The organism is Caldimonas manganoxidans ATCC BAA-369 (genome assembly GCF_000381125.1).
Classification (GTDB): Bacteria; Pseudomonadota; Gammaproteobacteria; order Burkholderiales; family Burkholderiaceae_C; genus Caldimonas; species Caldimonas manganoxidans.
The window spans coordinates 78,159-90,741 of the sequence record NZ_KB905933.1 but is presented as its reverse complement, the minus strand read 5'-3'; the positions used below and the strand labels follow the sequence as shown (position 1 = coordinate 90,741).

10 protein-coding genes are annotated in these 12,583 nt (G+C 67.5%); 1 reads left to right on the top strand and 9 read right to left on the bottom strand.

Annotated elements, in window-relative coordinates:
• Positions 1–74: 74 nt before the first annotated feature.
• Entirely contained in the window at positions 75–851 is a 777-nt protein-coding gene (locus F615_RS0104375; protein WP_019559959.1) for a ZIP family metal transporter, read from the bottom strand.
• A 170-nt stretch (positions 852–1,021) separates the two neighbouring features.
• Between F615_RS0104375 and ppx the strand changes: the two genes are divergently transcribed.
• The gene (gene ppx, locus F615_RS0104370) at positions 1,022–2,593 is read left to right on the top strand and encodes an exopolyphosphatase (protein WP_019559958.1); all 1,572 of its coding nucleotides are present in this window, start codon (positions 1,022–1,024) and stop codon (positions 2,591–2,593) included.
• Between the two features lie 13 nt (positions 2,594–2,606).
• On the opposite strand, the gene F615_RS0104365 is transcribed toward ppx, so the two are convergent.
• From F615_RS0104365 to ppk1, 8 genes are all read right to left on the bottom strand, one after another.
• Complete coding sequence (locus F615_RS0104365; protein ID WP_019559957.1) at positions 2,607–3,398, bottom strand: heme ABC transporter ATP-binding protein; 792 nt, start codon at positions 3,396–3,398, stop codon at positions 2,607–2,609.
• Positions 3,395–4,420, bottom strand: coding sequence for a FecCD family ABC transporter permease (locus F615_RS0104360; protein ID WP_019559956.1), 1,026 nt, complete (start codon positions 4,418–4,420; stop codon positions 3,395–3,397). The genes F615_RS0104365 and F615_RS0104360 overlap by 4 nt, the downstream gene beginning before the upstream one ends.
• Positions 4,417–5,256, bottom strand: coding sequence for a heme/hemin ABC transporter substrate-binding protein (locus F615_RS0104355; RefSeq protein WP_019559955.1), 840 nt, complete (start codon positions 5,254–5,256; stop codon positions 4,417–4,419). The genes F615_RS0104360 and F615_RS0104355 overlap by 4 nt, the downstream gene beginning before the upstream one ends.
• Position 5,257: 1 nt before the next feature.
• Positions 5,258–6,295, bottom strand: a complete 1,038-nt coding sequence (locus F615_RS0104350) for a hemin-degrading factor (RefSeq protein ID WP_019559954.1) — start codon at positions 6,293–6,295, stop codon at positions 5,258–5,260.
• A gap of 21 nt (positions 6,296–6,316) precedes the next feature.
• Positions 6,317–7,564 carry an HmuY family protein gene (locus F615_RS0104345; RefSeq protein WP_019559953.1) on the bottom strand — a complete coding sequence of 416 codons (1,248 nt, stop codon included), beginning with the start codon at positions 7,562–7,564 and terminating at the stop codon, positions 6,317–6,319.
• Between the two features lie 20 nt (positions 7,565–7,584).
• On the bottom strand, positions 7,585–9,597 hold the full coding sequence (locus F615_RS0104340; protein WP_245558317.1) for a TonB-dependent receptor plug domain-containing protein: 2,013 nt from the start codon (positions 9,595–9,597) through the stop codon (positions 7,585–7,587).
• 331 nt (positions 9,598–9,928) lie between these two features.
• Positions 9,929–10,390 (bottom strand): phosphohistidine phosphatase SixA, encoded by a 462-nt coding sequence (gene sixA / locus F615_RS0104335; protein WP_019559951.1) that lies wholly within the window; start codon positions 10,388–10,390, stop codon positions 9,929–9,931.
• A gap of 10 nt (positions 10,391–10,400) precedes the next feature.
• Positions 10,401–12,494, bottom strand: a complete 2,094-nt coding sequence (gene ppk1, locus F615_RS0104330) for a polyphosphate kinase 1 (protein ID WP_019559950.1) — start codon at positions 12,492–12,494, stop codon at positions 10,401–10,403.
• Between the last annotated feature and the right edge of the window lie 89 nt (positions 12,495–12,583).

Here is a 12,583-nt window from a genome sequence, read left to right as displayed (position 1 = left end):
GCTCGCCTCCGCAAGACGGCCACACGGCCGCAGCCTCGGGCCGTTGGGCGGGTTGCGGCCCGACCCGGGGACTTTCAATGGCCGTGGAACTGCTCCACCAGCGCGAGGATCAAGCCCAGCCCTGTGGCCAGCCACAGCAGCTGGGCCACGGTCTCGCGCAGTGACAGCCTGCGCTGCAGCTGGGGAATCAAGTCGGCCACGGCCACATAGATGAAGCTGGAGGAGGCCACCACCAACAGATAGGGGAACACATCCTCCCAAGGCCTCACGACGAAGTAGCCGATCACGCCACCCAGCACCGCGGCCAGGCCGGACACCGCGTTGTACAGCAGCGCTCTGGCGCGCGTAAACCCGGCATTGAGCAACACGATGTAGTCGCCCACCTCTTGCGGAATCTCGTGGGCAATGATGGCCACCGAGGTCACCACCCCGAGGCGCACGTCCACCAGAAAGGCCCCGGCGATGATCACCCCATCGCAAAAATTGTGGATGCTATCGCCCACCAGCACCGCCCAGCCACCCCGGCCAGCCTGCTCATGGTCGAAGCCGTGGTGGTGGTGATCGCCATCGCCTTCGTGATGGTGGCCGTGCCGATAGAGCTCGGCCTTCTCCAGCAGGAAAAAGAACAGCAACCCCCCCAGCAGCGTGAGAAAGAGTTCGTGAGCGCCGGCCGAGCTCTCGAAGGCCTCGGGCAGCACATGGATGAGGGCCGTGCCCAACAGCACGCCTGCCGACAGACTCACCAGGTGACGCACCACCCGGCTGAGCACGCTCACCGTCAGGCTGGCGGCAATCACGACAGACAGCACACCACCGATCAGGGTGGCCAACACGATGTAGACGAGCGTCATGGAAACAGGAATGTGGTCCACAGCAAAGAAGGGCCCGCAGGCCCTTCACTGTGCATCGAAGCACGCACTATCTTAACAACCCTGTCAACACGGGCTGGCCTGGGCAGGAGGCGGGCCGGCCCCGAGGCCAGGGGTGACGGGGCAAGCCGCTTGCAGGGACAATCACGGCCATGACCTCTTCCACGTCCGCTTCGGCCTACGCGGCTGCCCCGGCCCGGCATGGGCCCGACATCGTGCCCGGTCCGGCGGAATCGCCGCTGGCGGCCATCGACATGGGCTCCAACAGCTTCCGGCTGGAGATCGGCCAGATCGAGCGTGGGCACTACCGGCGCCTGGACTACATCAAGGAGACCGTGCGCCTGGGCGGCGGGTTGGATGCCCAGGGCATGCTCACCGAGGAAGCCGCGCTGCGCGGACTGGCCTGCTTGGCCCGCTTTGCCGAGCGCTTGCGCGACTTTCGCCCCAGTCAAGTGCGCGCGGTGGCCACGCAAACCTTGCGCGAAGCGCGCAACCGGGATGCATTTCTGCGCCGCGCCCAGTCCGTGCTCGGACACCCGATCGAGGTGATTTCCGGACGCGAGGAGGCCCGACTGATCTATGTGGGCGTGACACGGCTCATGCCTGCGGCCGAAGGGCGCCGCCTGGTCATCGACATCGGTGGACGCTCGACCGAGATGATCCTGGGGGAGGGCCGCTCGCCGCTGCAGGCCGAGTCGTTCCAGATCGGCAGCGTGAGTCTGTCGATGCGCTATTTCGGCGATGGACGTTTCACGGAAACGGCCTTCCGGCAAGCGCAAGTGGCCGCTGGGGCCGAACTGGAAGAGGCCCTGGACACCTTCGCTCCCACGCGCTGGCAGCAAGCCCTGGGGGCCTCGGGAACGGTCGGGGCCGTCTCCCAACTGCTGCAAGCCAGCGGGGTGACCGATGGCACGATCACCCCCGAAGGCTTGCGTTGGTGCATCGAACGCTGCTTGCGCGCCGGCCGCATCGAGCGCCTGTCGCTGCCCGGCCTCAAAGAGGACCGCAAAGCCGTGCTGGGCGGCGGACTGTCGATCCTGTACACGCTGGCCACGCATTTCGGGATCGCGAAGCTACAGCCGGCCCGCGGCGCCCTGCGCCAAGGGGTGATCTTCGATTTGCAAGATCGCCTGTACGGCAGCCAAGACGGCGAGCACCCCCACGACATGCGCGACGATTCGGTCGTGCAGCTGCAACGGCGTTTCGGTGTGGACCTGCTGCAAGCCGAACGGGTGCAGACCGTCGCCCGCACCTTGTATCACAGCCTGGCGCCCCAGGCGGCGCTGGAGTCCCAACGCGAACTGGACTGGGCCTGCGCGCTGCACGAGATGGGCATGATGGTGTCGCACCACGACCACCACCGCCACAGCGCCTATTTGCTGGGCCATGTGGATGCGCCGGGCTTTTCGCAGTCGCAGCAGCGCCGCCTGGCCAACCTGGTGCTGGGGCAGCGCGGAGGATTGCGCAAGCTGGAAGACGCTTTGCGCGAAGAAAGCTTCGCCGTGCAAGTGCTGTGTCTGCGTTTGGCCGTGATCCTGTGCCATGCGCGCACCCTGCCGGCGCTGTCGGCCCTGACGGCCAGCCGTCACGGTCGCAGCATCGTGCTCAGCGTGGAAGCCGGCTGGGCGCAAGCCCATCCTCGCACGATGTACTTGCTGCACGAGGAGCAGGCCGCCTGGGAGCGCAGCCAGTGCTTCCGGCTGAGCCTGAGCACGCACGGCTGAGCCCGCTGCGCGCTCACGCATCGAACACCACCAGGGGGCATCCGGCCCGTTGGGGGTGATCGATCACCTGGGCCGACAAGCCGTACACCGAGGCCAAGACCGCAGGCCGCAGGACGTCGGCCACCGGCCCGTGCGCCACGACACGCCCCTCGGACAACAGCAACAGCCGATCGCAAGCCTGCGCCGCGAGGTTGACATCATGCAGCACCAGCAGCACGGCCAAGCCCTCCTGCCGGGCCAAACGCCGAACCGTGTGCATGAGCGCGATCTGATGACGAGGATCGAGGCTCGCGGTGGGCTCGTCCAGCAACAGCGCCCGGTACTCACCGTCCGGTCGGCCGGCCAGCACCTGCACGAGGCATCGCGCGAACTGCACGCGCTGCTGCTCCCCACCGGACAAGCTCAGGTAGCGCCGCCCGGCCAGCGCGGCCACATCGGCCTCCTGCATGGCCCGCTCGCAACACGCTCGCAAGGCGCCCGGGCTGAGCATGGGATGGGGATAGCCGCCCATGCCCACGACGGTCGAGACTTCCAGATCGAAGCTCAGCGAGGGCGACTGGGGCAGCACCGCCCGGCGCCGCGCCAAGGCACGGGGCTCCCAACGGTCCAGCGGGCGCCCGTCCAGGCTCACGCAGCCCGACTGCACGATCAGCTCGCCCGCCAGCGCGGCCAGCAGCGAGGATTTGCCCGCCCCATTGGCCCCCAGCACGCCCAACACTTCTGCGGCCTGCAGCTCGACATCCACCTCGCGCAGCACGCTGCGCCCAAGTCGCTGAAGGTGCATCTGACGTGCACACAGGGTCATCGCCGCTCCCGCATCAGCAGCCACAGCAAGAACGGACCGCCCACCAGGCTCGTGACGATGCCAATGGGCAGCTCGGCAGGCATCACCACCACTCGGGCCAGCGTATCGGCCAACAGCAACGCCAAGGCGCCGAACACGCCGCTGAGCGGCAGCAGCCAGCGGTGGTCCGCACCGACGCCCAAGCGCACCAGGTGCGGCACCACCAGTCCCACGAACGCGATGGCGCCGGTCACCGCCACCAAAGGCCCCACCAACAGTGCCGCGCCGAACACGATGCGCCGTTGCAGCCGCTGCGGCGCATAGCCCAGGTGGCGGGCCTCGCGCTCGCCCAGCAACAAGGCGTTCATCGCGCGCCAGTCGCGCATCAGCCAGATCGACCAGCCCAGCACCCAAGGCGCCAGCCAGGCCAACAGCGTCCATTGAGCGCCGGCCAAACTGCCCAAATTCCAGAAGGTGAGGTTGCACAACTGCACATCGTTGGCCTGGAACGTGAACAAGCCGATCACGCTGGCGCAGATCGCATTGATGGCCACCCCGGCCAGCAGCAAATGCGCCACGCCATCGTGCCGGCCCCCCAAGCGGTAGGCCGCCAACGTGGCCACCAAGCTGCCGACGAAGGCCGGCACCGCCACTGCCGGCAGCGTCTGCGCCCCAAGCACGATGGCCACGACCGCTCCAGTGGCTCCCCCCAGGGACACGCCCACCAGCCCGGGCTCGGCCAGCGGATTGCGAAACAACGCCTGCATCGCCGCCCCACAGACGGCCAGCGCCGCCCCGGCCAACAGGCCCAGCACGATGCGCGGCAAGCGCAGCTCGATCACCACCTGGCGCCACAGCGCGTCCTGCGGGTCGGCCGAAGCCGCCCACAGTGCCGGCCCCAGCCGCCAAAGCGGCACGGTGACGGCCCCAAGAGCGGCCGACACCACCACCAAAACGCTCACCAGCAGCAAGCCCCCGGCCAACCAGCGCACGGGTCCTGCGCGTTGCCGCCGGCGTTGGAGTGGCTGCGCCAACGAACTCATCGCCCCTCCCATCCCGCACGCAAGCGCTCCAAGGCTTGAGGCAAGCGCGGCCCAAAGCCCAGCAACAGCAAGTCGTCCATCACCACGATGCGGCGCTGTCGTGCCGCCGGCGTGCTGGCAATGCCAGGCTGAGCGGCAAAGCGCTCCACACCGCCGGCCGCAGCCACCGCGGACTCGGTGGTGACGATGAGCTCAGGCTGCAACGCGGCCACCGTCTCGGCCGAGACCGGCTTGAAGCTGGTGTGGTCCTGAAACACGTTGATCCCACCGGCCAAGGTCAAGAGCGCATCGGCGGCCGTCTCACGCCCGGCCGCCTGCAGCCGACCGGTATGGCCGCTCAACATCAGCACACGCAAGCGCCCCGGCAGCGGTGGCAAAGACTGCACCTGGCGCTCGATGTCTTGCGCCAGGCGGCGGCCTTGCACGGGCCGGTCCAAGGCATCGGCCACGCCGATGATTCTTGCGCGCAAGGCCGGCAAAGTCGGCCCGGCCGGCAGCACCACCACCTTCAAGCCCAAGCGGCGCAACTGCTCCAGCGCCCCCGCCGGCCCCGCATGCTCGGAGGCCAACACCACATCGGGTTTCAGGCTGAGCACGCCCTCGACCGAGAAGTTGCGGTAGTAGCCGACCTGGGGCAAGTCCCGCATCGACGGCGGATACTGGCTGGACTGGTCCACGCCCACCAGCAGCGCCTGCGCCCCCAGCGCATGCACGATCTCGGTGATCACGCCGCCCAGGCTGACCACCCGCGCCGGTGCGGCCAGCGCCATGCCGGTGGCGGCCCACATCGTGACGAACGCCACCAGCCGGCGGCGCCAGCAATCGAGGCCACGCATCTCAGGCTGCCAGCGGTTGGGGGCACAGATCGGCCAGCAGCCGGCGCCAAGCCGGCAGCTCGGGTTGGCCTGGCTTGCGCGCACCAAAGAACTGCACGATCAAGCGGCCATCGGCCGCATAGGCTTCCAGCGAGGTGACCCAGCCATCGCGGGTGGGCTTGTTCACCACCCAACACGAGGCGATGGCCGTGGTGTCCAGATGCAGGTTGAAGCGCTCATCGAGCACATTGAACCAAGGGCCGGTGCGCAGCAAACGCTGCACCGGGCCGGTATGGATTTGCACGATGCCGCGGTTGCTCACGAAGCACATGAGGGGCAAGGCTGAGGCCGCGGCGATGTGCAAGGTGCGCTCGACGGCCCCGTGGTCCACCGGCTGCGCCAGATCGGCGCCGGCCGCGCGCAAGGCGCCCAAGCGCGAAACCTTGAAGCGGCGCAGCATCGGATAAAACTCATGGGTGTCTTGCAAGCCCAACCAGTGAGCCCGCAAGGCCGCCGGGTCCTGCGGTGTGTCGGCCTCGTCCAGCGGCGCCAGCGCAGCCGGCTGCACCGGCCGCTTGTGCTCCAGGGCATGACGGGCCACCAGCGCGTCCCAGGCGCGTGCATCGGTCGCGGCGGTGCGGTAAGTCTTGTGCACGGCCACCCCTGCGGCATCGAAGAACTGCAAGCTGTGCCGCTCGTTCTCGATCACCGCATAGGCGTACACCCAATGCTCGAAAAAGATGCGCAGGTCGATGTCCGGCCCCAACACCAGGCCCACGGCCCCATCGATGCGAACGTCCTCGTAGCGACCATGGCGCTCATGCACACACGCATCGTTGCGGCTGAGCGCCATCACCGGGCCCAGCGCTGGCAGTGCACGCAAGAGGGTCTGCGGCGTCGCGTCCAGCTCGTAAGAGCTCAGGCCGCAATCGGCCGCGACCAACTCGGCCTCGCTCACCTGCAAGGCCGCGGCCCGCTCGCGCATGCGCAAGCGGGGCTGCTCGGCCACCAGTCGGTCGTGCCGGGCGCGCAGGTCGATCATGCGGATCATGGCATCCATGGGCAACTCCAAAAGCGAGACTCAACGCGCGGGTTGGACGTCGAACTCGAAGGTCCAGGTCTGGGCACTGCTGGCATTGTTCGGGTCGGCATACACGATCGAGCGCAAACGCATGCGAGCAAAGGTGTTGCCCTCGCCGCCACGCAACAAGGTGCCGCGCTCGGGCTGAGCCTGCAGCAAGTGGGCCACCGCAGGCAGACCGGCCGCTTGGGCCGACGCAGCCGTTGGGTGATAGACATACCAGCCATAGTCCAACGAGTTGGGGTAGCTGCCGCGGACCGCGGGATTGAGGGCCGAGGCCAAGGTGTCCCGCACCCAGGCGCTGGCGCTCGATGGCGTGCTCAGGTCGCTGGCCTGCAAGTCCGGCAAGGTGTCGGCCGCCACGGTCTGCGATTGAAACTTGGCCGCGATGGGGGCGCCGTTGGCGTCATAGAAGCCCGCCGGCGTGCGCCCGATGAAGCCCGCGACATTGCCGCTGCCGGAGCTGCCGCCGTTGAGCTTGACGTTGTAGCGGTTGAAGGCGATGTGCCAAGGACCGGTTTCACTGCTGAGCTGGCGCTGGACGAGGTCGAAATACACCCAGCCCGTCCGCGCGTCCACGGTGGCCTCATGCACCATGGACGGGTCTCGCCGATCGACCCAGCGGAACGAGGGATAGCCCGAAGTGGTGCCGCCCGCCCCACCGTAATAGCCCGTGATCTGTAGCGCAAACACCGGCGATGTCTCGGTGCCTACGGCATCGGCCGAGGCCGCATTGGTGGTGATCAGAAACACCCGGAAGTTGGGATACAGCAAATGGTCGTTGCTGCCGCCCACACCATATTCGAAGGCGGCGGACTGGATGCCATTGCTGCCGGAAAACACCCCGCTGGCACCGTCGGCACGAAACACCGTGGCCGGCAGCGTGGTGGCATCGGTGTAAGACTGCAGTTCCGTCCAGGTGTGATCGAAGGGCCCGCCGAACGCCCCGCCGGCGCCCGTGCCGCTGGTGCCACTGTTGGTCCACAAGCTGGCACTGCCGCGCGAGCCTACGGTCAGCTTCAAATCCCAGGCATTGCCGGCGCAGCCGGCGACCTCGGCACGCGCGTTGAAGTCGTAGCACACCGAGCTGCCGCTGGCCGGCAGCGTGACGGCCCAGGTGGCCTGCTGGGTGAAGGACGTGGTCGGCGTCGGCGAGCTGTCCTCCTGTGCACCGCCGCCCCCGCCACAGGCGGCGAGAATCGCGCAGGCGCAGACCAGCGGCAGCGAGCGGTCGAAGGCATGAGGCATGGGCAAAACTCCTAGGCAGCTCAGGGTTGGGGGGCCAGGCTCATCCGCACACCCAGGTAGACGAAGCGGCCGGACGCCGGGCTGAAGTCCTGGGCCTGGGTGAAGTCGCGCTGGACATCGAAGACGTTGTCCACCCCGGCGAACAGCGTCCAGCCGGGGCGCACTGTGTGATTGAGGCGCAGATCCAAGACGCTCCAGGCCGGCGAACGCGCCCCGCTGGCGGTGTCGGCCAATTCGTCGCTTTGATGGCGCATGCGCAGCGACCATTCATGCCGATCGCTCAGGGCCCAGTCCGCCCCCAGGCGCGCGATGTGGCGCGGCCGGCGCGTGAGCTCGGTGCCGCTGTCCACATCCCGGGTGTTCGTGTAGGTGTAGGCCGCCTGCACGCGCAACGCGGGCAAGGCTTGCCACTGCATGCCGGCCTCCACCCCTTGCGTGCGAGCGCGCGCCACGTTGCGATAGGTGTATTGCGCCACCCCATCGATCACGACCGCACGCGCCAGGTCGGTCTGGATGAGGTCGCGCACCCGGTTGTGAAACAGGTTCAGATCCAACGACAGCCGAGGGCCGATCTGCGCGTTGGCCCCCAGCTGCACGCTGGTGGACGACTCGGGGCGCAAGTCGGGGTTGCCGATCACCCGGTACCCCAAGGCGCTGTGGTCGAACAAGTAGAAGCGCTCTTTCAGATTGGGCACCCGGTAGCCCTGACCCACACTGGCGCGCAGGCTGCCACGCCAGTCGCCCTGCCCCCCGAGCCGACGGCGCACGCTCAGCTTGGGCGCGGCATGGCCGCCGAAGTCGGAATCGTCCTGCCACCGCAGCCCCAGCAGCAACTCCCAGCGGTCGTCCAGCAGGATGTCGTTCTGCACGAAGACCTCGTGACTGCGACGCTCCACGCGCCCGTCCAGCACCACCTCCGAGCGTCCATTGTGGGTTTGCGACAAACCTTCACGGTGCAGGTCGAAGCCGACTTGCCAACGTTGGCGCCCCCAAGCCGGCATGTCGATCTGGCCGCCCAGGTGGCTCAAATCCAGCTCCGCCTGGCGTTGGCCCGTCAGCGTGGCGTCGGAATAAGACCCCGTGTAGGCACGGTAGCGCTCGTGCACCCCGCGCAGGTCCAAGCCCCAGCCGCCCTCGAGCGCCCATCGCGCCCCCGCGGCCAGCCGATCCCGGGAGGCCTCCTCGGCCTTGCGCTGCGGCACGAGACGCGGAGGCACATAGTAGTCATAGCGTTTCTCGGCGTCTTCGCGGTAATGGCTGGCGTCCAACCACGCTTGCGCTCGATCCGAGGGATGCCAGGCCAGACGCACCCCCGCCTGGGCCCGTTGCACGGCGTCGCCTTGACGCGCCCAGGCCATCGGATCCACCGCGAAGCCTTGGTCATCCAACACATCACCGACCACACGCAGCCGCCACTGCGGGCTGCCGCCTTGCACGCCCACCTGGAGGTGGCGCTGCGCCAGGTCCGCGCTGCGGCCCGAGGGGTTCTGCCGCCCGCGAGTGCCGCCATCGACCACCGCGAACCCACTGCGCCCGGGCGCGATGCCGCGGGTGATCACGTTCACCACCCCGCCCATCGCCGAGCTGCCGTACTGCGCCGAGGCCGCCCCCTTGACCACCTCGATGCGCTCGACATCGGTGAGCAAGTACTGACTGAGATCGACCGTGGAGCCGGTGCTGGCCGTCAAGGGCAGCCCATCGACCAGCACCAGCACCTGGTCGCTGCCCAAGCCCTGCATCGACAATTCGTAGCCCGATTTGCCGTGGATCTCTCGCAATTGCACGCCCGGCAGGTTTTCCAAGGCGTCCTTCAGCGTGCGTGCATGCGTGCGGCGCAACTCCTCGGAGCCCACCACCTCGGTGCGCACCGGGGTCTCATCGACCGACCTTTCGGTGCGCGTTCCCGTCACGACGATGGCCTCCAACGCCGCCGTCAGTGGCTGCGCCTTTCCCGCAGCCGGCCACGAGACCACTCCCAGACACACCGCCAGCAAGCACATCGAACCCGTCGTGCCGCGGCGCAAAGCGTTCAAACAGGACCCGGGACGACAGGACACGGAAGGAAACGAAAACTTCTTGAGCACAATCCGTAATAGTAATCGTTCTCATTCGTAACCTCAATCAATATTTTTGTGTCCCCTGGGCACACAGGTGTCGATCTTTCGCATCCGGGTTGCGCCCGGGGCCCAGGCAAGCATGCCGCCCGACCCAGGCCCGGTCAGCCATCGAGGCGCGGCCATGCGCGCCCAAAAAGGGCGCCAAAACGTGGCGCCCGAAAAGTGGCGCCCGAAAAGTGGCGCCCGAAAAATGGCACCGAAAAGGGTCGCCCCCAAAGGGGCCCGCCAAACGGTCGTTCGAGGCTCGTCAGAGACAGTCCACCGACTGCACCGCCTGCAGCACCACGGTCGGTCGCCCGTCGCGCTCGCGCCGGCGCAGCCACCACACCGCACCCTTTTTGACCGACCAGGACTGCTCCACGCCGGCCAGCAATTGCGCAGCCACCTGGCCCAAGACCGGTTGATGGCCCACGATGAGCACCGGCTCTGCGGCATCGGGCCAGCGGGCCGCGCGCAGCACGGACTCGACGTCCGCCTCGGGGGCCAGCGCGGCCACGGTGCGGAAGGGCCGCCCCAAGGCCTCGGCCGTCTGTTGGGTGCGCAGCGCCGGGCTCACGAGGATGCGGGTGGATTGCGCCAACCGTTGATTGAGCCACTCGGCCATCCGCGCGGCCTGGCGCTCCCCCTTGGGCGTGAGGGGGCGCGCCAAGTCGTCCTGATCGGCCCGGGCCAGCGCGGCCTCGGCATGGCGCCACAAGATCAAATCCATCTTGCTCCCTTCAGCCGGCGGGCGTGTAGCGCAGCATCAGCGCTTGCTGAGCACTGGGGCCGTCGGTGCCGACCCGCTCGTAGTGTCCGTCGGGGTGTTGGACCCAGGCGTCGCGGGCGTCCAGCAGGTAGGGCATCAGGCACTCGTCGATCAAGCGCTGGCGCAGCGCGGCGTCGCGCACCGGCCAGGCCACTTCGATGCGGCGGAACATGTTGCGGCTCATCCAGTCGGCGCTGGACAGATACAAGACTTCCTGGTCATCCGACGCGCCCCAGCGGAAATACAGCAGCCGGCTGTGCTCGAGGAAGCGTCCCACCACGGAACGCACGCGGATGCGTTCGGAATAGCCCGGCACCCCAGGCGGCAAGATGCAGGCCCCGCGCACGATGAGGTCGATGCTGGCGCCGGCCTGCGCCGCCTGCACCAAGGCCTCGATCAAGGGCACGTCCGTCAGCGCATTGATTTTGGCCACGATGCGTGCCGGCGCACCGCTGCGCGCGGCCTCGGCCACTTGTTCGATGTGACGCAGCATCTGCTTGTGCAGGCTAAACGGCGCCATCAGCAGATGACGCGGGCTGCGTACCCGCGTGAGGCTGGCCAACTGCTGAAACACCAAGTCGGCATCGGCCGTCAATTCGGCATCGGCCGTCAGGAAGCCGATGTCGGTGTACAGGCGCGCCGTCTTGGGGTTGTAATTGCCAGTGGACAAGTGCGCATAGCGGCGCAAGACCGGCCCGCGGGGGCCTTCCTCGCGGCGCGTGACCAACAGCAGCTTCGCGTGGGTTTTCAAGCCCACGATGCCATAGACCACCTGGGCCCCCACGGCCTCCAGGCGTTCGGCCCAGTTGATATTGGCTTCTTCGTCGAAACGCGCCTTGAGTTCGACCACCGCCATCACTTCTTTGCCCCGCCGGGCCGCTTCGATCAGCAAATCCATCAGCACCGATTCGCTGCCGGTGCGGTAGATCGTCTGCTTGATCGCCAGCACATCCGGGTCGTGAACGGCCTCGCGCAGGAATTGCACCACCGGCTCGAAAGACTCGAAGGGATGGTGCAGCAACACGTCGCCGCGCTTGAGACGCTCGAACATCGACAGCTGCCGCGGCAGCTCCCGCGGCCAGGCCGGCTCGAAGACCGGGAAGCGCAAATGGGGCGCATCGGCCTGATCGATGAGCTGATTGAGCCGCACCAGGTTGACCGGCCCGTCCACCCGGTACAGCGCCGCCTCGGGCAGGCCAAACTGCCGCAGCAGGAAGCTCGACAGCTCGGGCGGGCAAGTGCTGACGACCTCCAAGCGAATGGCCTGGCCGAAGTGGCGAGCGCTGAGCGAAGACCGCAATGCCTGACGCAAATTGGTCACGTCTTCCTCGTCGACCGCCAAGTCGGAATCCCGCGTGAGGCGAAACTGCGAAAAGGCCTCGACCGTGCGCCCCGGAAACAAGTCCTCCAAGTGCGCACGGATCACACTGGACAGCAGCACGAAAGCCTGCTTCCCATCGGTGAGCTCCTGCGGCAGGCGGATCACGCGCGGCAGCACACGCGGCACTTTGACGATGGCAATCGAATTGTCGCGTCCGAAGGCATCCTTGCCGCCGAGCTTGACGATGAAATTCAGCGACTTGTTGGCCACCTGCGGAAAGGGATGCGCCGGATCCAGGCCCATCGGCACCAACAGCGGACGCACCTGCCGCTGGAAGAAGCGATCCACCCAGCGACGCTGGGCTTCGTTACGCTCGGCATGGTTCAGGATGATGATGCCCTCACGCTTGAGTGCAGGCATCACCTCCTGATTGAACACCGCGTACTGGCTATCGATGAGCTCGTGCGCGGCCGCAGCCACCTCGGCCAAGTCGTGCTCGGACACCCCACCGCCGGGCCGGCGCGCGGCTTCCAGATAGTCGCCGAAGCGCACCTCGAAAAATTCATCCAGGTTGGATGAGACGATGCAGATGTAGCGCAAGCGTTCCAGCAAGGGCACGTCAGGGCGGCGCGCCTGGGCCAGCACGCGACGGTTGAACTCCAGGATGGCCCGTTCGCGGTTGAGCAGCTTCAGGCCAGATGCAGGCGTGCCGGGCGCCGCCGCGCCCGAGGCCACACGCTCCATCGACAACACAGGGGCGAAATCGGAACTCATCGATTCAGTATATGACCGGCACGTGACACTGAAACGACACGCCCTGCCCCCGACAGCCG

What these genes read in the sequence shown, in the direction of transcription:
- F615_RS0104355 (WP_019559955.1), bottom strand. Translation starts at nt 5,256, where the DNA reads ATGCGTGGCCTCGATTGCTGGCGCCGCCGGCTGGTGGCGTTCGTCACG.
- ppx (WP_019559958.1), top strand. Translation starts at nt 1,022, where the DNA reads ATGACCTCTTCCACGTCCGCTTCGGCCTACGCGGCTGCCCCGGCCCGG.
- sixA (WP_019559951.1), bottom strand. Translation starts at nt 10,390, where the DNA reads ATGGATTTGATCTTGTGGCGCCATGCCGAGGCCGCGCTGGCCCGGGCC.
- F615_RS0104345 (WP_019559953.1), bottom strand. Translation starts at nt 7,564, where the DNA reads ATGCCTCATGCCTTCGACCGCTCGCTGCCGCTGGTCTGCGCCTGCGCG.
- F615_RS0104360 (WP_019559956.1), bottom strand. Translation starts at nt 4,420, where the DNA reads ATGAGTTCGTTGGCGCAGCCACTCCAACGCCGGCGGCAACGCGCAGGA.
- ppk1 (WP_019559950.1), bottom strand. Translation starts at nt 12,494, where the DNA reads ATGGAGCGTGTGGCCTCGGGCGCGGCGGCGCCCGGCACGCCTGCATCT.
- F615_RS0104350 (WP_019559954.1), bottom strand. Translation starts at nt 6,295, where the DNA reads ATGGATGCCATGATCCGCATGATCGACCTGCGCGCCCGGCACGACCGA.
- F615_RS0104375 (WP_019559959.1), bottom strand. Translation starts at nt 851, where the DNA reads ATGACGCTCGTCTACATCGTGTTGGCCACCCTGATCGGTGGTGTGCTG.
- F615_RS0104365 (WP_019559957.1), bottom strand. Translation starts at nt 3,398, where the DNA reads ATGACCCTGTGTGCACGTCAGATGCACCTTCAGCGACTTGGGCGCAGC.